The following is a 26,168-nucleotide window of genomic DNA, read 5'->3' on the forward strand; positions in this document are numbered from 1 at the left end:
CGTCGTCCGTTATATACGTGTCTGTTTATATGCCTAGGGCTGCTGGTTGATGCGGACCGTGTTGCCGGCGGGGTCGCGGAAGGCGCAGTCGCGGATGCCGTACGGCTGGTCGATGGGTTCCTGGACGACGTCGGCCCCGGTTGCCTCCACTATGGCGAACGCGGCGTCCACGTTGGGGGAGGAGAGGACGATGGTGGCGTAGGTGCCTTTGGCCATCATCTCGGAGATGGTGCGGCGTTCGTCCTCGGTGATGCCCGGGTCCACGGCAGGCGGGTGCAGGACGATGGAAACGTCCTTCTGGCCTGCGGGGCCAACGGTGATCCAGCGCATGGTGCCGCGGCCCACGTCGTTGCGGATTTCGAAGCCCAGGGCGTCGCGGTAGAACGCCAGGGAGGCGTCCGGATCGGTGGCGGGAAGGAAGGTTGAGGAAATGTTGATGTCCATGGCAGTCATGCTAGTAACGGCTCGGGGAGGGGCGCTTCTCGATTCCTGACCGGTCTGGTGACCTGCTTGGCCACGCAGGCGGGGATTCCCGCCGCCGCGCTTTGTGCCTCCTGTTTGTAGACGCTGGGCGGCATGCCCACCAGCTCGCTGAAACGGGTGCTGAAGGTCCCCAGGGAGGAACAGCCGACGGCGAAGCACACCTCAGTGACGCTGAGGTCGCCGATGCGCAGCAGCGCCATGGCCCGTTCGATCCGGCGGGTCATGAGGTAGCTGTAGGGGGATTCGCCGTAGGCGAGCTTGAAGCGGCGGCTGAAATGGCCGGCGGACATGTGGACGTCCCTGGCGAGGGATTCGACGTTCAGCGGCTGCGCGTACTCCCGGTCCATCCGGTCCTTGACGCGCCTCAACTGGGTGAGTTCGCGGAGGTACGGATCGGAAGCGGGGCTGGTGGTCACAGCTCTGATCGTGCTACGCGGCAAGGGTCTCGTCCACCCTTCGGGCAGCGGGGAATGGTGCGTCAAATGAGCGCTTCGGCGCGGGGTATGATTATGCCGCCGCCAGCGAATGAGGTCCTCGCCCGAACAGGGCTTGAGGCAACGCAGAGCTGGACGCTGCCGGTCCTTCCAGGACGGCATCCGGCGCAAACCAAACCTTGAATTACCCATCTTCAGCCCTGCCCTGATACTGCGCAGGCACCACTTTGGAAGGACGCCATGGAACTGCTGTGGGAAATTGCCGGCTGGGCAGGCGCGGCGGCGATACTGAGTGCATACCTCGCCGTTTCCATGGGCTGGCTGAAAGCCGGCAAGGGTTTCCAGACGGCCAACCTGTTCGGCTCCGTGGCCTTCATCATCAACGGGACCCTGCACGGGGCGTGGCCCTCCGTGGTCACGAACGTAGCGTGGTTCCTGATCTCCGCAGTGGCGCTGGTCCGCATGCATTCCGAAGGCCCCGTTGCTCCCGTTGAGCCGGCGCAGGTTCAGTACCCCGGGGTCCCCGATACAACCGGCCAGATGGCTGTTGTGGAGGCGTTGACCGGTTCCATTCCTGTTGTAGCTTCCAGGCCTGTTGTTGGTTCCGTGCCTGTTGCGGCGGACGGGCCGCGCCTGGCGTTATAGGTTTCCACGGCGGTCCAGGCCTGGGTGCGGCCGCTACAGCAAGGGGTGGTCCTGGTCCTGCGGGTCACCGCCCTGGACGGTTGCCCGTTCCACGATTTCCTGTGCGATGGCATACACCTTGCGGTTCGAATCCTGGCTCAACTGGCTGATGAGTTCAAAGGCCTGGTCCGCGGTGACCCCGGTGCGCCCCATCAGGACGCCCTTGGCCTGTTCGATCACTGCCCGGTTGACCGCTGATGCGGCGACGGCCTCGGTGGCAAGTCGGTGGCGGTCCGTATGGATTGACTGCGTGAGGTCCACCACCACACCCCAGACACCAACGGGAGTGTCCCCTTCAAGGATGTAGTCCGCGGAGTAGAGCAGTTTGTGCTGGCGGTCCTTCCGGTCCCGAATGGACACGTAGATGGACGATGGCCCGCCTGCGGACGAGACGCGTTCCCAATAGGCCTGGACCCTTGGCCGGTCTTCCGGCTCGATGTGGGCCATTGCCATGTCCATGGACGGGACAACCTCGCCGCGCTCATACCCGTAAATCCGGTACAGCCCATCCGACCAGCGGAAGATGCCGTCTGAGAAGTAGTACTCGACCAGTCCGGTGGGACAGTCGAGGAAATCCTCATGCGGGAGGTTGACTGACGCAAGTCCTGGAAGATCGCTGCTGGGAATCATTGAAGGGCCATTCGACGTGCTGTGTCCTGGCCACCCCCTGGACCGGATTCAAAGGAACAGAATATCGCAGGGTTAGTAGTCCGTGGTGAGTCCTTCGGCTGGGGTGGTGCCCGGCGCAAGGGATCCCGCACCCAAGGGTGCGGGATCCGTGGCGTGGGCGGGGTGGTGTGGTTGTTTAGCTGGCATCCTCTACGAGCACCAGGTCGCGGCCGTTGGTTTCCGGGGTGAAGAACGTGGTGGCGAACGAGATTGCCGCCAAAACCAGCGAGTAGAGCGCGGGCACCAGCCAGGAGTGGTTGGTGGCCGCCAGCAGTGCGACGCCGATCATCGGGGCGAAGCCGCCGGCGAGCACCGCGGACAGTTCACGGCTGAGGGCCACGCCGGTGAAGCGGTGCTGGGAGCCGAAGAGTTCCGGCAGCAGGGCGCACTGCGGGCCGAGCATGGACTGCACGCCGAGGGCGATGCCCACCACCATGACTGCCCAGACCAGTGCCACATTGCCGAGCGTGACCAGGTAGAAGGCCGGCAAGGCGATAACGGCCTGGAAGAGTGCGCCGTAGCGGTAGACGGGGACCCTGCCGAAACGGTCGGACAGGGCGCCGAAGGCAACAACCAGTACCGCGGCGAAGCCTGCGGCGATCAGCAGGCCCGTGGGGCCGATGAACTTGTCGCCGGCGAAGACACCGGCCGGCATGCTGATGAAGGACACCAACAGCGCGGAGTAGATGGACGAGTTGCCGTTTTCCCCCATGCGGAGGCCGATGCCGACCAGCACGTTCTTCTTGGAGTGCTTCCAGATCTGGCCTACCGGGTTCTTGACCACGGCCTTGTGCTTCTCCAATTCCTGGAAGACCGGGGTCTCTTTGAGCCGAAGCCGGATGAAGACGGCGACGGCGATCAGGATGATGCTGGCCAGGAAGGGAACGCGCCAGAGCCAGCCCTGCAGGACCTGCTTGTCCGCCAGGGCCATCAGGGCGAAGGTGCCGGCGCCCAGGAGGGTGCCCAGCTGGATGCCCACGAACGGCAGGGCGGCGAAGAAACCACGACGGCGGCGCGGTGCCACCTCCGAGATGAGGGTGGTGGCACCTGCCTGTTCGGCACCGGCGCCCAGGCCCTGCAGGATCCGCAGTGTTACCAGGAGCACCGCTCCCAGCATGCCTGCCTGTTCAAAGGTGGGCAGGAGGCCGATGGCGCAGCTGGACAGGCCCATCAGGCCGATGGTCAGGATCAGCACCATCTTGCGGCCGAAGCGGTCCCCGATGTGGCCGAAGACCACGCCGCCGAAGGGCCGCGCCGCGAACCCCACGCCGTAGGTGGCGAAGGAGGCGATGACAGCGCCACTTTCACCCAGCGGCGCGAAGAACAGCGGACCGAAGATCAGGGCCGACGCAAGGCCGTAGATGTAGAAGTCGTAGTACTCCAGGGCTGAGCCCACGGAGCTGGCAAGTGTTGCACGTCGCAGCTGGTCCGGATCGACGACGGCGCCGTCCGTGGTGGCCTGCGGTGAGTTAGTACGAGTTGTCACGAGAACTCCCTCTAATGCACTCCAGGCCCCCGTTGGCCTGGTGGGATAGCGACAACACCTGTTGTGTCGATCACTATGCTGAACACAATACAGCAAGCTGAACGGCTGGCAACAGTTTTGGGTTTGAGTTACGACCCGGAATGCTCGGCCCTCCAGGTACCTATCCCATGGGGTTGCCCAGGGAATGAGCCAGTTCCTGCAGTTCCTTGACTATCTGGGAACCCTGTTCCGGCGTGTAGGTGGCCTTGAGCGCCGTTACGGACAGGCCCAGGCTGGGACCGTGCGCACCCCGCGTGGGGACGGCAACGGCCAGGCAGACCACGCCGGTGGTGGATTCTTCATCCTCGAAGGCGAAGCCCTGCTCGCGGATCTCCCGCAACTGGGCCTTCAGTTCCGCGCCCGTCCGCAGGGATTTTGGCGTGAGGACGGGCAATTCTGCATCATCGGGGAACATCTCCTCAATGTCGTGCACGTTCAGCCGGGCGATCAGCGCCTTGCCCACTGCGCAGAGGGATACGGGCATCTTGTCCCCGATGTTGGAGGTGAGCCGGACTGCGGGGTGGCCCTCGTACCGGGCAAGGTAAATGACGTTGGTTCCGTCCAGCATGGCGATCCGGACCGTCTCGCGGGAAAGGACGGAGGCTTGTTCGCAGTAACGGTAAAACTCCTGGACTTCGTCCATGCGGCCCAGGTAGGCGGCACCGAGTTCCACCAGCTTGCGGCCGAGGGTGAACTCCGCGCCCTGCCTGCTGACCAGGCGCGCCTCCTCCAGGGCCAGCAGGAGGTTGGAGGTGGATGACTTGGGAATTCCCACTTCGCGCGACAGGTCGCTCAGTGTCAGCCGGCCGGTTGCCGAGGCGGCCAGGGCATCCAGGACGGCCGCGGCGCGCGTGACGGCGGGCGCCGGAGAGGCGGTTCCCGATTTATCGGATGAAGCGGGAATGGGGGAATCGGCCATGATTCTCCTTAGGTTGCCGGACGGGCTTCGCTGGTGTTCAGTCAACTGAACGTTATCCATCTTAAGGTCTCGCGACGCCCCCTAATGCTGCCCCGGCTCAGGCCACGGCGCTGCTCAGGGTTCCGATTCCCTCCACTACAACGTCCACCCGGTCACCGGGCGCCACGGGTACCGCGGTGCCGGGTGCGCCGGTCATCACCACGTCCCCCGGCTCAAGGGTGAGCCAGGACGTGACGTAGACAAGGCATTCGGCCACGCTGGATGGCAGGTTGAAGGTGCCGGAGTTGGCCCTGGCTGTTCCGTTCACGTACACGTCGATGCGCGTACGCTCCGGGTCCGGGAGTCCGGTTTCGATCCACGGTCCCAGTGGCGTGTAGTTGACGCCGGCCTTACCCTGGAAGTTCCTTTCGTCCACCGCGTTTTGGTCAACGTTGGTGATGTCGTTGACGCAGGTGTAGCCCAGGACGTGGTCCAGGGCGTCCTCCACCGTGAGGTTGGTGGCGGTCTTGCCGATCACCACGGCGAGTTCCCCTTCGGCATTGACGATGCCGCGGTTGCGGGCGGCCGTTACCGTGTCCCCGGGGTCGGCGATGGTGTGCACCGACTTGTGCCAGGCCTGGATGGGCAGCGGATGGTCATTCAGGGTCAGGTTGTGGCCGATGCCGAGGACGACGGCGGGCGTCACCGGGGCGAGGAAGATGGCCTCACTGTGTGCCGTGGTGCCGCCGGTGTACCGGAGAGCTCCCTCAAACGGGTCGATGATGTGGTCCCACGTGCCGTCGCGTTCCACTGCGTACTGGGGACCTGCCGCTGTGTTGAGCCTGGCGATGCGCATCTTTTCTCCCTGCCGCGGCCTAGTAGAAGTGCACCGTGTCCACGAGGTGGGGGAGATCCCCGCCGTCGAGGAACGTGCGCAGGTTGCTGCAGAAGCGCTCGGTGATGAGGCGGTTCTCGGCTGCGCTGAGGGCCGAGGTGTGGGGCGAAACCATGACCCGGGGGTGGTTCCATAGCGGGCTGTCCTTTGGCAGCGGCTCCACGGCGAAGACGTCCAGGCAGGCGTAGCCCACCTGGCCGTTGTCCAGTGCCTCCAGCAGCGCATCCTCGTCCACTACGGTTCCGCGGCCTACGTTGACGAAGGTGGTTCCTGGCTTCATGGCGGCAAACATCTCGCGGTTGAACAGCTTTTCCGTGTACTCCGTGCCCGGCAGGGTGTTGACGACGGCGTCTGCCGTGGACAGGAGGGCGGGGAGGCCGGCGTTGTCCACAACCTCCTCGATCCCGTCGATGGGCTCCACTGTCCGCTTGCTGCCGCTGACCTTCATGCCCAGGGCGCGGGCGATCCTGGCTGTTTCCAGGCCGATTTCCCCCAGCCCGCTGATAACCAGGGTCGATCCGTTGACCAGCCGGGTGGGGACCCGGAGGTTGGGCCAGGACTTCGCCGCCTGATCCTGGGCAAGTTCGGCGCTGCGCTTGAAGCCGTTGAGGATTCCCATCGCTGCGAACTCTGCGAGGGGCAGGGCGTGTACCCCGGCGGAAGTGGTGATCTTGAACTTCTGGAGGAGATCCTGGCTCAGTCCGGACGCCTTGACCGCTCCGCCTGCTCCCGCGGCCATGGCATGGACCCATTGCAGTCCGGGGTTGTCGAGGGCGATGCGGGCAAGCCCGGCAGGGCTTTCGTTGGGAAACCCGTAGAGCACCTCCGCGCTGTTGAGCATGGCCCAGTAGCGTTCCTCCTGCTCGTCGGTGCGCTTAAAGGCGGGATCACCGGCATGGTCTGCCGGGTAGCGTTCCGGCGGCAGGAGGTCCGGCTCATAAAGGACGGTGACTGATGGATCGACGGCGCGGATGCGGTCCACGAGCTCAGCTTCGAGCGGTACTGCGATGGCTACGGTCTTACGGGAAGTCATCTGTTCATCATAAAGGATGACGAACAGTATGCTGAACGATCTTTCGAAGTCGTATCTCTTGTAGAGCACCCGTATTTGATCTCCGGAATAAAGGGCTCTCGGGTACGGACGTCCTGAGGGTAGGTGTCAGGTTGAGGTCTTTGAACGTCGGACTAGGGCGTCAGGAATATCGGTTTTGGACTCCAATTGGACGTAGTTCAGACCCTTACCTGACGTCAGGTTGGGGTGTGCTTCAACCTGATACGAAAGTTGCGCCCAAGTTCATTGGGCTGCGGATTGCTGTTGCTAGTGGCCCATGTGCCCCTGCTGTCAGCTACTCGAGTGGAAGGAAGAGGACGGCATAGATTCCGAGCAGGGACAGGATGACGACGCTGGCTGCGAGGGCTGCTGCGGAGGCAGTGTCCGGGACCATGCGCTCGTGTTTAATGCCATAGATGGCGCGGTGGAAGCGGCGCCTGCGCGTGAGGCTGATGGCTATTGCGGTGAGCGTGGCGGCTGTGACGAGGGTGCCGATGAACCAGCCGTGGTGGGGCAGCCAGCGCAGGAAGAGGGCGGCGGCTACGACCAGGGACAGGGTGGTGCGGCCCCAAGCCAGGTCAGTCCGTTCGGGTTGGAGGCCGGCGTCGCCGTGCGTCAGCGTATTCCTTGGCGCAGGCATGGGTTAGGCGGGGTGAGCGATGACGAACACGACCATGGCGGCGGCGACCAGGGCGCCTCCTGCTGCCAGGATCGGCGTGATCCAGGGCAGCGGCAGGGGGATGTTGTGCCGCATGGCGCGTTCGACCTTGAGCCAGCGGAAGAAGGAGCCGCCGGCGATGGCGAGGGCCAGGACCAGTAGCAACACGGCGACGGTCTTCCGCAGTTCCGAGCCGAAGAGGTCGGCCATGAAGGCTTCGACTGCAACACCTCCGGCGAGCAATGCCAGCGAGGTGCGGATCCATGCCAGGAAGGTACGTTCGTTAGCGAGTGTGAATCGAGGATCAGGCTCGCTGCCGCCCTGGAGTATTCGGTCCGTGAACCCGCTGCGGCGTTTGTTTTGCGGGGTTTTTGTGGCGTCTGTCAAGCGACGGCAACTTCATGTTGCCGGACTCTAGGGATGCGGCCATGTATTCGACTACGACTTTTTGGGAGATGGCCACGTCGAGGACGAAAACGCCGGTGTCATGTGTGGCTAGCCAGTCTTCCAAGGTGGTCAGGTCGGCTAGGGTCCGGGCTTTTGTTCCCTCTGCTCCGAGTGCATGTCCGATGGCGGCGAAGTCCACTTCATCGATGAGCATGGCCTTGTCATCCAGACCCTTCGAGGCGTATTGGTGCAGTTCGGCGCCGTAAGCGGAATCATTTAGCACTACGACCACGCCGCGGCGGGTGGTGCGCAGGAAGGTTTCGAAGTCGGACAGGCCCATGAGTCCGCCGCCGTCCCCGGTGATGAAGACGGTGGTGCGGTCCGGTCTGGCTGCGGAGACGCCTGCGGCGGAGCCGAATCCCAGTCCGATGGACTGGAAGGCGGTGCCGACCGTGATCATGGCCTGGGGGTCCGGCACAGACATGTACATTGGGGCCCAGCCCATGAAGTGGCCCCCGTCCATGACCACTGAGCGTTCCTTGGGCAGGATGTCCTCGAGGGCAGCCACGACGGTGCGGGGATTAAGCCGGCCGTCGGGGCCGAATTCGGAGGGGTCTTCTACTGGTTCAGCGGAACGAAAACTGGGGCTGGCAACCTCTGGGACACGCTCTCGCCACACGCCTTGCGGCTCAATGCTCTCGATGCGGGGGTTGAGTTCTTCAAGGAAAGGACCCAGATCCGCGCGGACGTAGTCGGTTACCTGAGCGTGGGCAGCGTCGGGTTCGTTGTCCACCCGGATAACCTTGGCGTCCGGCCCGAACAGGGTTCCGTAACGGAGTTGGAAGGCGTTCATGGATGCCCCGGCCACCAGCACGACGTCGGCGGCTTGGGCGAGTTCCAGCCGGTGGGCCCTGGTGAACCCGCCGGCGATGCCCAGATCCCAGGGACTCGCGAAGGCGTTCGCGGCCATGACGGAGGTCATGAACAGGGCTCCGAGCCGGTCTCCCAGTTCCCGAAGGGGCGCCACCGCGTCTGCGAGCAGTATGCCGCGGCCGGCAAGAATCAGGGGGCGTTTGGCGGTTCGAAGAGCCGTTGCCACCCGGTCCAGTTCAGGAGTGGAGGCGGACCAGGACGATTTGGCTGGCAGCGGGTCCAGGCTAACTGGATCTGTGAGCGGGGCAGTTGCCAGATCATAGGGGATGGCCAGCACCACGGGCTGGACAGTTTGCAGTGCCAGGTCGAACGCGCGGTGGGTGATGGCGGCGGCGTTGTCCGGTGCCGCCATCAAGGTGGTGACCCCGGTGGCTGCGGCGGCGGCCGTCTGGTCGATGTCAAAGCTACGTTGTGCGGCGGAGGGGGCATCACCGACGACGAGAACGAGTGGGATTCTTGCCAGACGGGCCTCGGCCAGGGCGGTGTAGGCGTTGGTGAAGCCGGCCCCGTAGGTGGTGGTCGCTGCCCCGATCCGGCCGGTGGAGCGGTGATAGGCGTCCGCCATGGTGACTGTTGCCGCCTCGTGCCGGGCGGAGGTGTAGGGGAAACCGGCCTGGGTGAGGTGGCTGATCAGCTGGGCGTTGCCGTTGCCCATCAGCCCGAAGAGGTGGCCAGTGCGCTCTCTCAGCGCCTCACCTACGGCAGTGGAAACGGTCGGGGCTGCCGGGGTGTAGTAGGAGGAGGTGGAGACTGTCGCAGTAGTGGTCACGGCGTTCTTTTCTTTGAAGGGCTGTCGGGCGGGGTGACTGCTAGCTGTCGGCGAACACTTTTCCGGGGTTGAGGATGTTGGCCGGGTCGAAGACCGCCTTGATTTGGCGCTGCAACTCGTACTGGTCGGGCCCGAGCTCCTCGGCGAGCCAGGCGCGCTTGAGCAGCCCGATACCGTGCTCGCCGGTCAGAGTGCCGCCGACTTCCAAGGCGTAGGTGAACAGCTCCCCGGCGGCCGTCCAAATGGTTTCCGGGACGGTGGTGCCCTCGAAAACAAAGGTAGGATGCAGGTTTCCGTCACCGGCGTGGCAGGTGGTAGGGATGATGAGAGCGTACTTTTGCTCCAGTTCACGGATCTTGGCGAAGGTAGCGCTCATCATGTCCCGGGGCACAGCGATGTCCTCAACAAGCATGGTGCCCATGGCTTCGAGGGCAGGGAAGGCTTGGCGGCGCAGGCCCAGCAGGTGTTCAGCCTCGGCTGGATCGACAGTTGTTTCTGCTCTGCCGCGGGCGGTTTGTATGAGGTCGGTAATTAGTTGTGCGGTCTCTGCAGCGTCGGGCCCGTCACACTGGACAAGGAAGTACGCCCCGCCCCGGGCAAGCAAATCAGTGCCGGTATATCGGGCCACGCACTCCAGTGTGCGGCGGTCGATGAGTTCCATGATCGCCGGGACGTGGCCGGCGCCTGTGATGGCAGCGGAGGCACGTGCACCTTCTTCGATGGTGTCGAAGAAGGCTCCGATGGTGACGACGTCACCGCGGACGAGGGGCTGCAGCTTCAGGGTTGCCTCGACGATGATGCCGAGTGTTCCTTCCGAGCCGATCATCAACGCGCAGAGGTCGTAGCCGGTGACACCCTTGACCGTGCGGTGCCCGACGGACAGCAGGCGCCCGTCTGCCAGAACGACCTTGAGGGCCAGCACCGATTCCCGGGTCACCCCGTACTTGGCGCACAGCAGTCCGCCGGCATTCATGGCGATGTTGCCGCCGACGGTGGAGATGTCCCTGCTGGCCGGATCCGGGGCCCACCACAGGCCGTGCTGCTCGAGGGTACGGTTCAAGGTTCCGTTGAGGATCCCGGGCCTGACAACGGCCAGTCGGTTCTCGACCGAGATCTCCAGGATCTGGTCCATCGCCTGGGTGGAGAGGACAATTTCCCCGGGGCTGGCAATGGCGCCGCCGGCGAGGCCAGTGCCGGCACCACGGGTGACGATGGGGGTCCGGGTTTCGGAGGCGATGCGGCAGGTTTTCTGCACGTCCTCGATCGTGCGCGCGTGGACTACCGCTGCCGGCACGCCGTCGGAGCGGTGGCCAGAGCGGTCAGAAGTGTAGGCCAGCAGGTCACCGGGTTCGGTTTCGACGATCCCGGGAAGGGCTGCCCGGAGTCGTTCGGTAGCTTGCGAGCGTTCAGCGACGTGCATTTTTCCTCTGGTTTCTTCACGTAAGGGACCGGGCGGTGCGGAATCCGCAGTTACCGCTGGCAGAGTCAGCGGGGGAGAAGCTGCGGGCGGCGACGCGGTAACGGTTGCAGTAGGACTCATGGCACAGGTAGGAGCCGCCGCGCATCACACGTCCGGCGCCGATGGTCGGGCCCTGGGGGTCGTTGTCAGGTGAATTGCGGTAGTACTTGGGCAGGAACCAGTCCTGGCACCACTCCCACACGTTCCCGCTCGTGTCGTACAGGCCATAGCCGTTGGGTGGAAAGCTTCCGACTGGGGCTGTGCCCAGATAGCCGTCGGCCTCGGTGTTGAGCAGTGGGAATTCTCCCTGCCATATATTGCAGCGATGCTTGCCGTCCTGGGGGTGCAGGTCATCGCCCCAGGCGTAGCGCTTACCGGCTAACCCGCCCCGTGCCGCATACTCCCACTCGGCTTCGGTTGGCAGGCGCCGTCCACCCCAGGCGCAGTAGGCCATGGCGTCATTCCAGGACACGTGGACCACCGGATGTTCGGCGAAGTCCTCCCAGGCTGAGCGGGGGCCGTGGGGGTGTGCCCAGTCGGCGCCGCGTACTGTCAGCCACCAGTTGGCGCCGTTCACAGGGCCCAGGATGTCTTCTTCCTTCGCCTGCACGAGAAGATGGAACACGGCCGAGGAGCCGAGTTGTTCGGATTCAGTCCGATATCCGGTGGCCTCGATGAACTTGGCGAATTGCGTGTTGGTGACAGGCGTGGCATCCACGGCGAAGGAAGATACTGCCACTGTGTGGACCGGGGTCTCCCCGTCGGCGGGATAGCCCTCATCGAATGCATCCCCCATCTGGAAAGCCCCCGCGGGAATGACCACTTCCTGACCCGTTTGAGTTTCCCTTCCCCCGCGTGGCATTTCCGCGCGAGACAGGAGAGCTACGGCAGGGGGGAGGAATGTCGTGTCGGCAGAGGCGGTGCGGGGTGTGCAGCAGCTGCCGTGCGGGGCACCGGCAGTCATGAGAGCTGGGTCTGCTGAATGCGGGTCGCTGTCACCTGCCGGCGGCCTGACCGGACGGAGCGCAGGAACAGCAGCGAAACGAGGGTGACGGCGCCGCCGGCGGCCAGGTACAGGGACACCGTCCAGGACTGCCCGCCGGAGCCTTCCATGAGGAGGCTGGCGATGAAAGGTGCCAGGCCGCCACCGAGGACAGCGCCGAGTGAGTAGCCGACCGAGACTCCGCTGTAGGCGACCTTCGTGGGAAACAGTTCTACCAGGAATGCGGCCAGGGGCCCGAACACGGCCGAGGCGCCGATGAAGCCGATGACCATCGCTGTCATGACCACCGGAGGTTGGGCGGTGTTGAGCAGCCCGAACATCGGGAAGGGGTACAGGACAAGGAACAGGGCTCCGGCGAGCATAACTTTCATCCGGCCGATGCGGTCAGAGAGCCAAGCGAAGAGGAGGATTGAGATGATCATTGCCACCGATCCGATCTGGGTGCTTTGAAGCATGAAGTCCCGGTCGAGCTTCAAATACTGGGTCCCGTAGGCCAGTGAGTAGCTGATGAGTACCCACACGAAAGCGTTGAAACCCAGGTTTACACCGATGGATACCAAGACCAGGCGCCAGGATCGTTTGATGACCTCGACCATAGGTGCCTTGGCGTGACCCTCGGTTTTTTTCAGCTTCTGAAACTCCGGGCTTTCGGTGACGGTCGCGCGAATGACAACACCCACTCCGAGCAGGATGAAGCTGATCACAAAGGGCACGCGCCAGCCCCAAGTGAGGAAGTTCTCACCGGTGGTGGCGATGGTGATGCCCATGACCCCGGCCGCCAGCAGGGTGCCTCCGGGGCTGCCCAGGAAGGCCCAGCTGCCGTACCAGCCGCGGCGGTGGGCCGGTGCGTGTTCGACGGCCATCAGTACGGCGCCGCCCTGCTCGCCTCCATGGAAAAGGCCTTGGAGCAGGCGCAGTGCGACCAGCAGGATTGGTGCCCAAAGCCCGACCTGGGCATGGGTGGGGAGCAACCCCATCAGGGTGGTGCATCCGCCGGCTCCCATTAGGGAGATGACCAGCAGCTTTTTGCGTCCCAGTTTGTCCCCATAGTGCCCGAAGATCATGGCGCCCAAGGGGCGGGCCAAGAAGCCTACGCTAAGGGTGGCAAAGGAAAAGACAATGCCCAGTGAGGTAGGGATGTTGGAGAAGAAGACGGTGCTGAAGACCAGGGCTGAGGCTACGCCGTAGATCTGGAAGTCGTAGGCTTCGATTGTGGTGCCGACGGCGCTGCCGACGGCGGCCCTGCGCACCATGTGCAGCTGGGCAGGAGAGGTTTCGGTTGTTGCGGACATTTGCACACCTTTGTGATTAGACCGGCTGGAATTCGGTTGGCTGGGTAGGCCGGGGCTTAGGAACTGGCGGCTGGTGAGTAGGCCATCAGAGGCTTCTTGAGGACGTTGGCGACTCCGCCGTATTCTTCGATCCGCTGCCGCTGGCGTTCCCGTACCTGCTGGTCCACCAGATCTGGGTCGCAGATCTCGCGCATAGCCGCCCGGCACTGCTCCAGCTGATCGGCGTAAGCCGGTTCCGGGGCAAGATCGTGCTCCTCCCACTGGTCGGACTCCAGGTTGTACAGCCGTTCCTCGAAGCCGGTGTAGTTGACGTACTTCCAAGGGCCGCGGCGGATCATGAACGAGCCCGTGTAGGAGTTGGCCGAGTGGTACTCGCTGAAAACAGTCCGGGTCGTATCATCCGGCTCGTTGGCGATGCCCAGCAGCGATCGCCCGGGCAGATCGGCGTCTTCAAGGGCGGGGGACAAGCCGAGGGCGTGGAGGACCGTGGGGAAAACGTCGATCAGGCTGACGTTGGTGCCGCAACGGTGGCCGATGGGGACTCCTGGCCCAGAAAGAATGGTCGGGATGCGTACCGAACCCTCGCCCATGGTTCCTTTGAACCACAATCCGTCGGTGCCCAGTAGTTCTCCGTGGTCCGAGACATAAAGCACGATGGTGTTATCGGCCTGGCCGGTCTCCTCCAGAGCGTCCAGGACAATGCCGACCTGCGCATCCATGAAGCTGACCAGCCCATAGTATGCCTGCACCGCCTTCAGGGTTTCCTCGCGGGTCAGAGGCTGGTCTAGGCCACAGGCCTGCCGGTAAATATCCACCGCCGGATGCCGGTCCCATTCCTGTGAGTCGTTCCGCCGAGGCAGCGGCAGCGTTTCGAGCGGATACAGATCCAGGAATTCCTTCGGAACAGTGAACGGATAGTGGGGGGTGACAAATGAGACTTTCCCCAGCCACCGGTCCTGCTGTGCGGACCGCTCCTGCAGCCAGTTGGCTGCCTCAGAAGCGACAGAACGATCGAAGCGGCTGTAGTCAGACTCGCCGGGCCGGGCGTCAGCGACGGCGGCCCGCAATTGCAGGGCGGGAGGCTGCAGGCTTCGCAGGGTATGGAACAGGTCCCCCATGCCGTCCCGGACGTGAAGTGGCCGGCGCTGATCAGGGAATCCGGTGTCATCCTCAACAGACCTGTAGTGCAATTTGCCGATAGTGGTGGTTGGGATGCCTGCCTGCGCCGCCCGGTGGCCCCAACTGGCAGCCTCAGTACCCAAATAAGGGGAAGCATTATCGGGATTACCGGTCTGATGAACATACCGACCCGTGGCCATGGCAGCCCGGGACGGAACGCAGATGGGCGAGTTGCAGTAGGCAGCGTCAAAGACCGTGCCGCGCTCAGCCAGGGCGTCCAGATTCGGTGTCCGAGCCATCGTGCTGCCGTAGGCCCCACAGGCGAAAGGAACGTGCTGATCAGACATCATGATGAGAAGGTTCGGTCCCGAGGACTTAGTGGAATCCGTCATGTGATCCACGTTACTTGCGCGGCCATATAGCGTCCAATGATAATTTTCTAAGAAATCAATAGCTTTTCTCTATGGAGGCTTCAATGGAACGGCGACAGCTTGAGTACTTCCTGGCCGTGGCGGAGCACGAAAGCGCGACAGCGGCCGCTGCCCAGCTCCACGTAGCGCAACCGACCATCTCAGTCGCCCTGCGTTCGCTGGAAAAGGAATTTGGGGGCCAGCTGTTTGAAAGGACGTCAATTGGGCTCGCTTTGACTGCGGCGGGGTTGGCCCTTTTGGAACCGGCCCGACAGGTGCTCCGTGACTTCGCCGTGGCGCAGGAAAGCGTCCGTGACGTCTTGGGGCTGGCGGCCGGGCATCTGGACATAGTCGCCGTTCCCGCGGTCGCCGCGGGATGGCTTTTGGAGGCGTTGGTCGGCTTCCGCCGGGCATATCCTCAAGTCGGCGTGAGGGTCTACCCCGAAACCGACGATAATGCCATCGCCGCCGAAGTCCGCAGCGGGCGTTACAACCTCGGCCTGACGGTCTCTTCCCCGGTTACGGGACAGTTGACTAGTCAGCAGGTGGGAACCCAACGCCTGAATGCCCTCCTTCCCCCCGGCTCATCAGATGCAAGCGAACCAATTGGGGTCGATGAGCTCGCGGCCATGAGTCTGGTCACCATGCACCCCAGCCTGTCGACCTCCAGGCGGTGGCTCGAAACTCAACTAAACCAAAGAGGGACCAGTCCCAATATCCGAATCGAACTGGGCAGTACTGAAGGAATCATGCCCCTGGTTACCGCAGGAGCAGGCTACGCGCTCTGGTGGACGCCAATGATGGGATCAGACATAGGCGAATGCGTGCTTCGGCCCATCCTGCCCTCTCTGGAACGACCTATCATCATGTCTCACCGCAGCGGTGCCCTCTCGCCCGCAACAGAGGCCTTCCTGAAAATCGTGGGCACTGATGCGGCCAATACGACCAGTCATGTCACTAAATGAGGTCCCTCAGTGGTTGGGGGAGCCTCACAGCGCAATGAACGGAGGGGGGTCTACGCGCATTTAGACGACCGCCCTGGCTTTAGGCAAGCGTTGGAATCTTTGCCCTCTTTGACCGACCGGCTTACGGGCACGACTGCTTTCCATGAAGCAAGCAGGTTCTTTCCTTGGCGCTGGGCGGCCCTTGAGACTCGTCTTCTTCCCGCGCTCCCCGGGCCGCTTTGAACCGCCGATAATCGACCTTCCGTCAACCTGCCGCGGTTCCATATATGGCATGTCAGCCTTGGCGGCGGGGGAGTGTTTAGTCCAGCTTGGCGTGGCGCAGGTATTGGTAGACCGTTTCCCTGCTGATTCCGTAGTCCCGGGCCAGGTCGGCTTTCGGAACACCGCTGCCGGCGCGCTGGGCCAGTTCGGCCGCTTGGTCCGGTGCGAGGATCTTTTTCCGTCCTTTGTAGGCGCCCCGCTGCTTGGCCAGGGCGATGCCTTCCCGCTGCCGCTCCTTGATGAGGGAGCGTTCGAATTCAGCGAAAGCACCCATGACGGAGAGCATGAGATTGGCCATGGGGGAGTCCTCCCCCGTGAAGACCAGGCTCTCCTTGACGAACTCCACCCGCACCCCCTTGCGTGTCAGGCCCTGGACGAGCGCGCGTAAGTCGTCGAGGTTGCGGGCGAGCCGGTCCATGCTGTGCACCACCACGGTGTCCCCGTCGCGGGCGAACCGCAGCAGTTCGGTGAGCTCTGGTCTGGCGGTGTCTCTGCCGGAGGCCTTGTCGGTGAAAACCCTGTCAAGAACTTGGCCTTCGAGCTGGCGTTTCTCATTTTGGTCCAAGGTGCTCACCCGCACGTACCCGATCCGCTGTCCAGCCATCCGCGCCTCCAAGCCTCATTCTGTCAGGTTGACTACTAGGCCTGTCCCAGAAGAAAGTCAAGGCCTACCGCGCAGGGGTCGTCAGGTTTGGGTGTAGTCCAGGTTGTCGTTTGTTGGAGAGGTAACCAGCTGCCAGTGACGAAGAGCGGCGGCGGGAAGGTTCCCGCCGCCGCTCTTTTACGGAAGATTCAGCCTTTGTCCCTCGCGGGCGCGGCTGTGTTTGAACGTGCTCTGGTGTCCTATTCTGATGTCAGCATCTCGTTAGGCTCTGACAGTCAGGACCGGGCAGTCGGCGTTCAGGAGAATGTTTTGGGCCGTGCTTCCGAGGAGAAGTTTTCCTACCGCTGAGCGCCGTCGCAGTCCCAGGATGATCATTGCGGCTTCGCGCCTGTTGGCGACGTCGAGAATATCTGTGGCTGGGTCGCGGCCAATGTGCTGAATAATCTCGTGTTTTAGGCCTGACGCCTGCAGCGTGTCGTGAAGCGCCTTGAGTTGGCTTTCTTCGGCCAGGTTTGTGTCGACGTAGGATTCGGCGCGGCTGACGTTGACCACGAGCAGAGCAGCTTTATGGGTTTGCGCTTGGGTGACGGCAAGGTGAAGCGCAGCTTCGCCTTGCGGTGTGGGAGTGTAGCCCAAGATGAAGGGACCGGAGTGGCTGTTGGACATCGAGACTCCTTCCTTAGTCTTCGTCGCCGAAGGACAATTTGCCCGCGGTTGCCGGTGAGCGGCCGCGGAGCTTTGCGGTGATTTTCGGCAGGTAGGGGAGCAGCAGAGCCAGGAGGGCCAGCAGGAGGATCGCAACTGTCAAAGGGCGTTCAATGAACGTGCCGAGGTTGCCGTTGGACAGTGTCAGGGCCCGGCGGAACTGTAGTTCAAGCTCGGGGCCGAGGATCGCTCCCAAGATTGCCGGGGCGACGGGGAAGTCGAACTGCCGCATGAAGAACGCGATAATTCCTATTCCGAAGGCGATCATGACGTCGGTGATTGAGCCGGACACGGAGTAGATCCCCAGGCTGGCGAAGACCAGGATGCTGGCGTACAGCACGGGGCGGGGTACCTGCAGTACTTTCACCCACAGCCGGATCAGGGGTAGGTTGAGCGCCAGCAGCAGGACGTTGCCGATGAAGAGTGAGGCGATGACGGCCCAGACCAGGTCCGGGGACTTCGTCATGAACTGGGGCCCGGGCTGGAGGTTGAAGATCTGGAAGGCCGCGAGGAGGACTGCCGCGGTGGCTGATGTGGGCAGGCCGAGCGTCAGCAGCGGGACCAGAACCCCGGAAAACGAGGCATTGTTCGCCGCTTCGGGCCCGGCTACGCCTTCGATGGCGCCGCTTCCGAATTCGTGTTTGCCTTTGGAACGGTTCTTTTCGTAGGTGTAGGACATGAAGGTCGGAAGTTCCGCGCCGCCGGAGGGCAGGACGCCGAACGGGAATCCGAAGGCGCTGCCCCTGAGCCAGGCGGGGATGGAACGGCGCCATTCGCTGCGGGTCAGCCACATGAAAGTGCCGGGCTGCTTGGGTTCCAGGGGAGTGACCTGGCCCGGGCGGGTGCGGCCTTTGACCATGACGTAGAGTGTCTCGCCGATGGCGAAGAGCCCGATGATCAGCAGGACTACGTCGATGCCGTCGAACAGTGCCGGGTTGTCGAAGGTGAACCGTGCCTGCCCGGATTGGTTGTCCAGTCCAATGAAGCCGATGAGTATGCCGAAGCAGAGCGAGATCAGGCCTCGCACCAGGGAGCTTCCGACTAGGGCCGTGACTGCCACGAGGGCCAGTACCATGAGCGCGAAGTAGTCTGTGGCCCGGAAGGTTACGGCCAGTCGACCCAGCGGTTCTGCCACGAAGGCCAGGAGCAGGGTGGAGATGAGTCCGGCGACGAAGGATCCGATGGCGGCGGTGGCCAGCGCTGCACGGGCTTTGCCGCGTCGTGCCATCTGGTGGCCTTCGAGGGCCGTTGCCACTGATGCGGATTCACCTGGGGTGTTGAGCAGGATCGACGTCGTTGATCCGCCGTACATGGCGCCGTAGTAGATTCCGGCGAACATGATGAATGCCCCGACCGGATCGCTGAAGTTGTAGGTGACTGGCAGCAAAAGCGCGATGGTAACGGCGGGTCCGATGCCGGGCAGTACTCCGACCAGGGTTCCGAGTGTTACACCGATGAGCGCGAACAGGAGGTTTTCAGGAGAGATGACGGTGGCAAAGCCGCCCAGGAGGCTTTCGAGATTGTTCAAAGTCCTAGTATCCCTTCGGGCAATCGCACGCCGAGTGCCTGGGTGAATGAGAAGTAGAGGACGGCGCTGAGCAGAACGCCGACGGTGATGTCGCGTGCCCAGTTCCGGCTTCCCAATAACCTGGCTGCCACGATGAAGAACAGCGCGGTGGCAATCAGGTACCCGATGTAATCGAGTATCAGCGCGTAGACGATGAGGGCTAGGACCAACAAGGCCGCCGGAACCATCCGGGCAAACTTTTCCGCGGCCTCGCCTTGTCCGGTGCGGATGATTTTGGCCATGTGGGTGGCGAGGTAAATGACTGAGAGTAGCAACCAGACCAACACGACGCAGAGGGGAAAGAAGCGCGGCCCTTGAGGGTCGAAGCCTTCGCCGGGAATCCGGAACGTCTGGACCAGCAGGACCACCCCGATGGCCAGCATGACCGCTCCGACGATGAAAGGGCCCGCTTTGGAGGTGCTGCTGTGGTCTTCGTCGAGTTCGTGTACGTCAGCTGGCGGGGAGGCTGCGTCGGGGAGTGTCACAGCCCCAGTTCTTCCAGGAGGCCGGCGACACGGGTGGTTTCGTCGGAGATAAACTTTTTGGCTTCGTCCCCAGTGCGGTAGAAGTCGGTCCAGCCGTTCTTCTGCCGCACATCGGCCCAGGCCTGTGAGCTGTGGATCTTGTCGATCATGGCGGCGACTTCTTTCGTCTCTTCCTCGGAGATTCCCGGGGCGGCAACGATGGCGCGCCAGTTGTTGAAGTCGACGTCGAACCCGGCTTCCTTGAGCGTGGGGGCAGGGGAGCCCGCCACGTCCCGCTTTTCCGCGCTGCTGATGGCCAGCAGGCGCATGTCGCCGGATTCGATCTGACCTTCAAATTCGCTGATCCCGGAAACTCCTACTGCAACATCGCCCGACAGGATGCCCGCGGTCGCTTCTCCGCCGCCGGAGTAGCCGACGTACTTGATGTCAGAGGGCTTCGCGCCGGCAGCCTTGATGAGTTGCCCCACGACGAGGTGGTCAGAGCCGCCGGCGCTGCCTCCGCCAAAGGTGACTGATGCCGGGTCCGCCTTGAAGGCCTGCACGACATCGTCGATGGTCTTGAATTTCGACGCTGCCGGGACAACAAAGGCTTCCGCTTCGGCCGTCAGGGTTGCGATCGGGGTGGAGTCGGTGAGTTTGACCGGGGAGTTGGCCTTCTTCAACGAACCGATCATGACCAGCCCGGTCATCATCAACTTGTGCGGGTCACCCTTGTCGCCCTGAAGCTGGGAGAGACCGGTGGCTCCGCCGCCGCCTTCGACGTTGAAGACCTCAACGGGCTTACCGGAAACTTTTTCGCTTTCCATGACTTTCTGGAGAGCGCGTCCAGTGGAGTCCCATCCGCCGCCGGCTGCCGCGGGGACCATGATCTCCAGGGTCTTGGATGGATAGGCGGCGTTGGATGAGCCTGCGGGCGCACCGCAGGCGCCCAGCAGGACGCTCAGGCTGAGGGCAGAAGCCGTTACAGCGAAGGTACGGCGGGTCATGGGTGAGTTGACAGTCATTGCTTCTCCTGGGACGTCTTCGTCGAAATTCCCGAAAACCGCTATGCGGTTTGCAAAAACCATAGAATGGTTTGTGGGTCAGGTCACTATGGAAGCATGGAAGAGTGATAGGCGCAACCTTCCGTTCGCGGAGCTGGATGCAGACGAGGTGAGGAAGCATATGGAGCCCGACCAGGAGCAGGTCCACAAGATGGACGGCAGTGTACGCAGTATCGGACGGGCGGTGGATGTCCTGTCCCTCTTTGACACCCACCATCCCCTGCGCGAGTTGCGGGAAATTGTGGAACTGACCGGCCTGCCAAAGACGACAGTCGTGCGGATCCTGGCCACGCTGGGCGCCAGGGGACTGGTCTCAGCCCGGCCGGACGGGACGTACGGGCTGGGTGCGTCGTTTCTGCGCTGGGTGAGACTCTCGCAGTCCATTTGGGACGTTAACGCCTTAACCCGTCAGCTCATGCGGGAACTGGTGGAGCAGTGCGGGGAAACCGTCAACATCTATGTCCGTCTGGACACCCACCGGGTCTCGATCGCCCAGGAGGAAGGCACTGCCACGGTACGCAGCGTCATCGACGTTGGCGTCGAAATGCCCATCACCGCAGGGGCAACGGCAAAGATCCTCCTGGGAGGGGCCCCTGAGGCCGTCATTGATGAACTGGCCCGCTCTGCCGGGCCGCTGGACAGCACATCATTCAAGGCGGACATTGAAACCGCCGCGCGCCTTGGCTACGCCGTGACTCATGGGGAAAGGGAGCTCGGCGCCTCTGCCGTCGCTGCCCCCATCTTCAACCAGGACGGCCGCGTGATTGCAGCCGTCTCCGTCAGTGGCCCTACGCCGCGCTTCACCGAGGAACGGGTCAGTACCTACGTTCAGCATGTCACCCGGACCGCCGAGAAGATTTCCGCGGCCGGCCTCGGAAGCGTCGAAGCGTTCCTCTGAACCGGGGAAGTCTTAGCGGGCCGCCGCTGAGGGGGCACCGCGGTGGTTACTTGTCCCGCTCAAGGCCGTTGAGAGCGCGGCGGCCCGTTCGAGCAAAAGATCCCTGATTTCTTCTGCCCTGCCCTGGTCTGTACGGCTCAAGGCAGCAATCACGCCAAGGGCTCCCATGAACTGGTGCTGCACGCCAAAGACCGGCACCGCGACAGCGGCCGCCTGCGGGTTGCGTTCACCCATCGAGATATAGAAACCGGCCGCCCGGACATTTTCATAGAACTCACCGGCGCCGGTGGTGTAAGCGGTGAGAATATGCCCGCCCGCCCCACGGTCCAGGGGGAGCTCAGCCCCCTCATCCTGGTGGTGGCGCAGCGACTGCCGCGGCTCGTGCCGGTACAGGCAGATCCGGTGTTCACCCTCACGGATGTAGTAGGCGGCCGTTTCATCGACCTGCTCCGCGACATCAGCCAGCACAGGCCGCACGTAGTCCGCGAGCTTGAAGCTGCGCTCATACAGCGATCCCAGCCGCCATAACGTTGCCCCCAAGCGGAACTGGCCATCGGCGCTGCGCGTCAAATATCCGTTGCGCTGCAGCGAGCCGGCAAGGCGCAGGATGGTGCTCCGGTACATCTCCGTGCGCTCCGCCAGCTGAGCCAGGGACAGGCTCTCTGAGCCGTCGCCGAAGCACTCCAGCAGCGCCAACGCGCGCTCGACAGCTTCCACACGCTGCTCTGCCATGATTCTCCTCCTGCTAGTCAGTCCGCCTTGCGCGGAAGACCTCTTTGATTCTAGGTGCGCACCCCAGCGGTCCCGACGGGGTTGACGTGCAAGTGTGACATCTCTTACTATTTCTATCAGACGCACTACCGTTCTGCACAGTAGAAAGGTAGGGATGGAAAAGGTTCCGACGCCGGGAGGCAGCATGAGCAGCAGTTCTGAAATCGACGTTCTCGTCAGTGAAGTTGGTCCGCGTGACGGGCTCCAAAGCGTGGACCGCATTATGCCTACGCAGGCCAAGAATCACTGGGTGTCCGCTTTGGCGGCCTCCGGGCTGAGGGAAATTGAGGTTGGGTCTTTCGTTTCCCCCAAGCGGCTTCCGCAGATGGCCGACGCCGCGCAGGTTGTGGCTCATGCACTGACCCTGGACGGATTGAATGTCCTTGCCCTGGTGCCGAATCTGCGCGGGGCCGAAGCGGCCATTGCCGCCGGCGCCCACGCCCTGACGATGCCCGTGTCAGCGTCCCGGCTTCACAGCCAGGCGAATATCGGCAAGACCCCGGAAGAGGCCATTGCCGAAGTCGCCCGGGTCTGCGCCTACCGGGATGCGGTGAACGACCCTCGGGTGAGCGTTGAGGTGGGTCTCTCGACCGCTTTCGGCTGCACGATGGAGGGACCGGTGTCCGAGGACTGGGTCATGGAGATGGCCGTGCGCTGCGTGGAGGCCGGTGCAGACAGCGTCGGTTTGTCCGACACGACCGGGTACGCCAACCCCGCCCAGGTAAAGCGCATGTTCACCAGACTCCGCGAGGAAATCGGGGACAAGAGCGGCGGAGCCCACCTGCACAACACCCGCGGCCAGGGGCTGGCAAACGTTGTCGCAGCGCTTGAGGCAGGCGTGAGGACTTTTGACTCATCCCAGGCCGGCCTCGGGGGTTGCCCGTATGCTCCCGGTGCAAGCGGAAACATTGTTACCGAAGACCTGGTGTACATGCTCGAATCCATGGGTCTGCGCACCGGAGTGGACATCGAGCGCCTCGTGAAGGCGCGGCGGTACATCCTGGAAGGACTGCCCGGCGAAGAGCTCTACGGAAGCGTTGCCGACGCGGGGCTCCAAAAAGGATTCACCTACGCTGCTGCAGGAGCAACGGCATGAGCCGGCTGCCGCTGCAGGGCGTGAAAGTCGTCGAGTTCTCACACATGGTGATGGGCCCGGCCGCCGGCCTGGTCCTGGCAGACCTGGGCGCCGAAGTCATCAAAATCGAACCCGTGGGGGAGGGGGATAAGACCCGCAGGCTCCCCGGCTCCGGGGCTGGCTACTTCCCGATGTTTAACCGGAACAAGCAGAGCCTTGCCGTGGACCTGAAGTCCACCGAGGGCCTGGAACTGGTCCGGAAGCTGGTCGCCGGCGCCGACGTCGTCACCGAAAACTTCCGTGGCGGTGTCCTCGACAAACTCGGACTGGGCTACGAGGAGCTGCGCAAAGACAACCCGGGACTGGTCTACCTGTCGATGAAGGGATTCCTCACCGGCCCGTACGAGAACCGTGCCGCTATGGACGAAGTGGTGCAGATGATGGGCGGGCTGGCATACATGACCGGCCCTCCCGGCCAGCCGCTGCGCGCCGGGACTTCGATCAACGACATCATGGGGGGCATGTTCGGTGCGCTTGCCGTCATCGCAGCTCTATATGAACGCGTCCACACAGGCGAAGGCCAACTGGTCCGCAGTTCCCTCTTCGAAAACAACGTCTTTCTGGTGGGCCAGCACATGGCCCAATTCGGGGTCACCGGCAACGCGGCCCGCCCAATGCCCGTCCGTCTTTCCGCATGGGCCGTCTACGAAGTGTTCGAGACCCTCGATGACGAAAAGATCTTCGTCGGCGTAGTCAGCGACACGCAATGGGCAGCGTTCTGCCGAGCCTTCGACCTGGAGGACCTGGCTTCCGTGGAGGAGTACCGCACCAATCCCGGCCGCGTTGCTGGCCGGGAGACCATCATCCCCATCATCAAGGCAAAAATCGCGTCCATGACAAGGGCCGAGGCGGCAAGCCACTGTGAGGCCGCAGTTCTCCCGTTCGCACCGATCAACCGCCCCGAAGAACTGTTTGATGATCCACAGCTTGCTGTTCCCGGCGCAATGACACCTCTGACGCTTCCCAACGGCAAGCAACTGCCGCTGCCTGCCCTCCCTGTGGAATTCGACGGGGAACGGCCCGGGCTAAGGCTCGATCTTCCCGGAATCGGAGAGCACAGTGCCAGCGTGGCCGCATCGCTGGGCTACAGTCCGGAACAAATCGACCGCATGCTTGAGGATAACATCATCTCCGCCGAAACTGCCGGCGTCCTGAGCGCCCGCGGCTGATCCGCATCCCCCACCCTCCCCGCTTCGGGGCCACCCACCACTGTTGCCAAAGGGGCCAACATGTATCTCGATAAGCAACCCACCGTCACGGACTCCGGGGTCTTCAGCACCATGCCCGTGGAATTCCGCAGCAGCGGGGCCTCGGAGTGGGCGGCGGTCAACAAACCCGGCCAAAGAGTTGATTCCTTCATTGAAGGACCCGCCTTTGACCGTGACGGAAACCTGTACCTGGTCGACCTTGCCTTCGGCCGGATCTTCCGGGTCACCCCGGAAGGCGAATGGACGCTTGTTGCCGATTACGATGGTGAGCCCAACGGTCTGGCGGTCCACCCGGACGGGCATTTGATCGTGGCCGATTACCGGCGCGGGCTGCTGGCCATTGACCCGCAATCGGGCAGGGTCAGCACCTTGCTTGGCCGGCGTAATGCCGAGTCCTTCAAGGGCCTGAACGACCTCACCATCGCCGCCAACGGGGACATCTACTTCACCGACCAAGGCCAAACCGGCCTTCACGACCCGACCGGGCGCGTCTACAGGCTCCGCCCCAATGGCCAGCTGGAGTGCCTGATGAACAACCTGCCCAGCCCCAACGGACTCGTCCTGGATGTAGAAGAACGTGTCCTCTTCGTCGCCATGACCCGGGACAACTCCGTGTGGCGGGCACCGCTGACAAGCGACGGCAATGTCAGCAAAGTAGGAAGATTTTGCACCCTGTTCGGCACCAGCGGACCTGACGGGCTCGCCATGGACGAGAACGGCCGGCTGGTTGTCGCCCACGCCTCACTGGGACAGGCGTTCGTGTTTGCCCCCGACGGGCAGTGCGTCGAACGCATCCGGTCCACCGCAGGTCCAACCTGTACCAATGTCGCATTCGGCGGCAAGAACAACGCAGAGCTCTACATCACCGAGTCATCCACAGGAAGTGTTCTCCGGGCGACTCTAACTACCCCGGGAGTCCCTGTGCCCAGAAGCGGCTGGACCGCTTAGCGTCCGCCCCCCTTTGAACAGGACGCATCCGATCCGCCGGGAACCGGCGAATCTTCCGAAGCAACATTGCGCTAATCACCACCCCGGACGCCCCAAGACCGTAGCCCAGACGGGTCATCCACCCGTCACCAGCAGGAGCAAGCCATGACAACCACCACAACGACCGAGCCGATCATCTCGATCCGCGGCGTCAACAAACACTACGGACCCCTCCACGTACTCAAGGACATCAACCTCGACATCGCCCCCGGCGAGGTCGTCGTCGTCCTGGGCCCCTCGGGATCCGGGAAGTCCACCCTCTGCAGGACACTCAACCGACTTGAGACCATCGACAGCGGCGAGATCTTCTTTCAGGGTCGTTCCCTCCCTGCCGAAGGCAAGGAACTGGCCGCCCTGCGCGCCGAGATCGGCATGGTGTTCCAGTCGTTCAACCTTTTCGCCCACAAGACGATCCGCGAGAACATCACCCTCGCCCCGATCAACATCCTGAAGCAGAAGAAGGACGCCGCCATTGCCAAGGCCGACCAGCTGCTGGAAAGGGTCGGCGTCGGACGTCAGGCCGATAAGATGCCCAGCCAGCTCTCCGGGGGCCAACAGCAGCGTGTCGCCATCGCGCGTGCCCTGGCGATGGGCCCCAAAGCGATCCTCTTCGACGAACCGACTTCCGCGCTCGACCCCGAAATGGTCAACGAAGTGCTCGAAGTCATGAAGGAACTGGCCGCGTCCGGCATGACCATGGTCGTAGTCACCCACGAGATGGGCTTCGCACGCTCAGCAGCGGACCGCATCATCTTCATGGACGCCGGAGAGATTGTCGAGGTCGCCGCTCCCGAAGAGTTCTTTGCCCGCCCAAAGTCCGAACGCGCGCGAGACTTCCTGTCCAAGATCCTCGTTCACTAGAAGGCCAGA

General features: G+C 63.2%; 27 protein-coding genes. 7 read left to right on the plus strand and 20 right to left on the minus strand.

What is annotated here, in order from left to right; genetic code table 11:
* Window positions 1-33: 33 nt before the first annotated feature.
* Complete coding sequence (locus FBY33_RS05530; protein ID WP_142029655.1) at window positions 34-453, minus strand: VOC family protein; 420 nt, start codon at window positions 451-453, stop codon at window positions 34-36.
* On the minus strand, window positions 450-899 hold the full coding sequence (locus tag FBY33_RS05535; protein WP_142029656.1) for a helix-turn-helix transcriptional regulator: 450 nt from the start codon (window positions 897-899) through the stop codon (window positions 450-452). The genes FBY33_RS05530 and FBY33_RS05535 overlap by 4 nt, the downstream gene beginning before the upstream one ends.
* 258 nt (window positions 900-1,157) lie before the next feature.
* Between FBY33_RS05535 and FBY33_RS05540 the strand changes: the two genes are divergently transcribed.
* A complete protein-coding gene (locus tag FBY33_RS05540; RefSeq protein ID WP_142029657.1) occupies window positions 1,158-1,562 on the plus strand; it encodes a CBU_0592 family membrane protein in 405 nt (134 codons plus the stop codon).
* Between the two features lie 33 nt (window positions 1,563-1,595).
* On the opposite strand, the gene FBY33_RS05545 is transcribed toward FBY33_RS05540, so the two are convergent.
* The 12 genes from FBY33_RS05545 to FBY33_RS05600 form a co-directional block, all read right to left on the minus strand.
* A complete protein-coding gene (locus FBY33_RS05545) occupies window positions 1,596-2,231 on the minus strand; it encodes an ANTAR domain-containing protein (protein ID WP_142029658.1) in 636 nt (211 codons plus the stop codon).
* Between the two features lie 175 nt (window positions 2,232-2,406).
* Window positions 2,407-3,756, minus strand: coding sequence for an MFS transporter (locus tag FBY33_RS05550; protein WP_142029659.1), 1,350 nt, complete (start codon window positions 3,754-3,756; stop codon window positions 2,407-2,409).
* 160 nt (window positions 3,757-3,916) lie between these two features.
* Window positions 3,917-4,714, minus strand: a complete 798-nt coding sequence (locus FBY33_RS05555) for an IclR family transcriptional regulator (protein ID WP_142029660.1) — start codon at window positions 4,712-4,714, stop codon at window positions 3,917-3,919.
* Window positions 4,715-4,811: 97 nt separating this feature from the next.
* Complete coding sequence (locus tag FBY33_RS05560) at window positions 4,812-5,549, minus strand: fumarylacetoacetate hydrolase family protein (RefSeq protein ID WP_142029661.1); 738 nt, start codon at window positions 5,547-5,549, stop codon at window positions 4,812-4,814.
* Window positions 5,550-5,568: 19 nt separating this feature from the next.
* Window positions 5,569-6,621 (minus strand): D-2-hydroxyacid dehydrogenase, encoded by a 1,053-nt coding sequence (locus tag FBY33_RS05565; RefSeq protein WP_142029662.1) that lies wholly within the window; start codon window positions 6,619-6,621, stop codon window positions 5,569-5,571.
* Window positions 6,622-6,934: 313 nt separating this feature from the next.
* Window positions 6,935-7,279 (minus strand): DUF202 domain-containing protein, encoded by a 345-nt coding sequence (locus FBY33_RS05570; protein WP_142029663.1) that lies wholly within the window; start codon window positions 7,277-7,279, stop codon window positions 6,935-6,937.
* A 3-nt stretch (window positions 7,280-7,282) separates the two neighbouring features.
* Window positions 7,283-7,684, minus strand: coding sequence for a YidH family protein (locus FBY33_RS05575; protein WP_142029664.1), 402 nt, complete (start codon window positions 7,682-7,684; stop codon window positions 7,283-7,285).
* Window positions 7,602-9,386 (minus strand): thiamine pyrophosphate-binding protein, encoded by a 1,785-nt coding sequence (locus FBY33_RS05580; protein ID WP_235010458.1) that lies wholly within the window; start codon window positions 9,384-9,386, stop codon window positions 7,602-7,604. The genes FBY33_RS05575 and FBY33_RS05580 overlap by 83 nt, the downstream gene beginning before the upstream one ends.
* Before the next feature lie 40 nt (window positions 9,387-9,426).
* Window positions 9,427-10,806 carry an FAD-binding oxidoreductase gene (locus tag FBY33_RS05585; protein ID WP_142029665.1) on the minus strand — a complete coding sequence of 460 codons (1,380 nt, stop codon included), beginning with the start codon at window positions 10,804-10,806 and terminating at the stop codon, window positions 9,427-9,429.
* Between the two features lie 16 nt (window positions 10,807-10,822).
* A complete protein-coding gene (locus tag FBY33_RS05590; protein ID WP_142029666.1) occupies window positions 10,823-11,707 on the minus strand; it encodes a formylglycine-generating enzyme family protein in 885 nt (294 codons plus the stop codon).
* Between the two features lie 98 nt (window positions 11,708-11,805).
* Window positions 11,806-13,140 carry an MFS transporter gene (locus FBY33_RS05595; RefSeq protein WP_235010459.1) on the minus strand — a complete coding sequence of 445 codons (1,335 nt, stop codon included), beginning with the start codon at window positions 13,138-13,140 and terminating at the stop codon, window positions 11,806-11,808.
* Window positions 13,141-13,196: 56 nt separating this feature from the next.
* Window positions 13,197-14,651, minus strand: coding sequence for a sulfatase-like hydrolase/transferase (locus FBY33_RS05600; protein ID WP_142029667.1), 1,455 nt, complete (start codon window positions 14,649-14,651; stop codon window positions 13,197-13,199).
* A 71-nt stretch (window positions 14,652-14,722) separates the two neighbouring features.
* Here FBY33_RS05600 and FBY33_RS05605 point away from each other — a divergent pair, with 71 nt between their 5' ends.
* A complete protein-coding gene (locus tag FBY33_RS05605; protein WP_142029668.1) occupies window positions 14,723-15,634 on the plus strand; it encodes a LysR family transcriptional regulator in 912 nt (303 codons plus the stop codon).
* A gap of 298 nt (window positions 15,635-15,932) precedes the next feature.
* Here FBY33_RS05605 and FBY33_RS05610 read toward each other — a convergent pair whose 3' ends face one another.
* The 5 genes from FBY33_RS05610 to FBY33_RS05630 all read right to left on the minus strand — a co-directional run bounded on the left by FBY33_RS05610 (window position 15,933) and on the right by FBY33_RS05630 (window position 20,260).
* Window positions 15,933-16,499 carry a recombinase family protein gene (locus FBY33_RS05610; RefSeq protein ID WP_142029669.1) on the minus strand — a complete coding sequence of 189 codons (567 nt, stop codon included), beginning with the start codon at window positions 16,497-16,499 and terminating at the stop codon, window positions 15,933-15,935.
* A gap of 261 nt (window positions 16,500-16,760) precedes the next feature.
* A complete protein-coding gene (locus FBY33_RS05615) occupies window positions 16,761-17,165 on the minus strand; it encodes a universal stress protein (protein WP_142029670.1) in 405 nt (134 codons plus the stop codon).
* 13 nt (window positions 17,166-17,178) lie between these two features.
* On the minus strand, window positions 17,179-18,732 hold the full coding sequence (locus FBY33_RS05620) for a tripartite tricarboxylate transporter permease (protein ID WP_142029671.1): 1,554 nt from the start codon (window positions 18,730-18,732) through the stop codon (window positions 17,179-17,181).
* Window positions 18,729-19,256: a tripartite tricarboxylate transporter TctB family protein gene (locus FBY33_RS05625; RefSeq protein WP_142029672.1), complete on the minus strand. Its 528-nt coding sequence runs from the start codon at window positions 19,254-19,256 to the stop codon at window positions 18,729-18,731. Before FBY33_RS05625 ends, FBY33_RS05620 begins: the two co-directional genes overlap by 4 nt.
* Complete coding sequence (locus FBY33_RS05630) at window positions 19,253-20,260, minus strand: Bug family tripartite tricarboxylate transporter substrate binding protein (protein WP_200831326.1); 1,008 nt, start codon at window positions 20,258-20,260, stop codon at window positions 19,253-19,255. The genes FBY33_RS05625 and FBY33_RS05630 overlap by 4 nt, the downstream gene beginning before the upstream one ends.
* A 160-nt stretch (window positions 20,261-20,420) precedes the next feature.
* On the opposite strand from FBY33_RS05630, the gene FBY33_RS05635 reads away from it, so the two are divergent.
* The gene (locus tag FBY33_RS05635; protein WP_142029673.1) at window positions 20,421-21,197 is read left to right on the plus strand and encodes an IclR family transcriptional regulator; all 777 of its coding nucleotides are present in this window, start codon (window positions 20,421-20,423) and stop codon (window positions 21,195-21,197) included.
* A 12-nt stretch (window positions 21,198-21,209) separates the two neighbouring features.
* On the opposite strand, the gene FBY33_RS05640 is transcribed toward FBY33_RS05635, so the two are convergent.
* Entirely contained in the window at window positions 21,210-21,929 is a 720-nt protein-coding gene (locus FBY33_RS05640) for an IclR family transcriptional regulator (protein ID WP_160141940.1), read from the minus strand.
* A gap of 184 nt (window positions 21,930-22,113) precedes the next feature.
* Between FBY33_RS05640 and FBY33_RS05645 the strand changes: the two genes are divergently transcribed.
* The 4 genes from FBY33_RS05645 (at window position 22,114) to FBY33_RS05660 (ending at window position 26,159) form a co-directional block, all read left to right on the plus strand.
* On the plus strand, window positions 22,114-23,064 hold the full coding sequence (locus FBY33_RS05645) for a hydroxymethylglutaryl-CoA lyase (protein ID WP_142029675.1): 951 nt from the start codon (window positions 22,114-22,116) through the stop codon (window positions 23,062-23,064).
* Entirely contained in the window at window positions 23,061-24,272 is a 1,212-nt protein-coding gene (locus FBY33_RS05650; RefSeq protein ID WP_142029676.1) for a CaiB/BaiF CoA transferase family protein, read from the plus strand. The genes FBY33_RS05645 and FBY33_RS05650 overlap by 4 nt, the downstream gene beginning before the upstream one ends.
* A 60-nt stretch (window positions 24,273-24,332) precedes the next feature.
* Entirely contained in the window at window positions 24,333-25,259 is a 927-nt protein-coding gene (locus tag FBY33_RS05655; RefSeq protein WP_142029677.1) for an SMP-30/gluconolactonase/LRE family protein, read from the plus strand.
* 144 nt (window positions 25,260-25,403) lie between these two features.
* Window positions 25,404-26,159, plus strand: coding sequence for an amino acid ABC transporter ATP-binding protein (locus FBY33_RS05660; RefSeq protein WP_327436742.1), 756 nt, complete (start codon window positions 25,404-25,406; stop codon window positions 26,157-26,159).
* The last annotated feature ends 9 nt before the right edge of the window (window positions 26,160-26,168 follow it).

This window comes from Arthrobacter sp. SLBN-112 (assembly GCF_006715225.1).
In the GTDB taxonomy this organism is placed as follows: Bacteria; Actinomycetota; Actinomycetes; order Actinomycetales; family Micrococcaceae; genus Arthrobacter.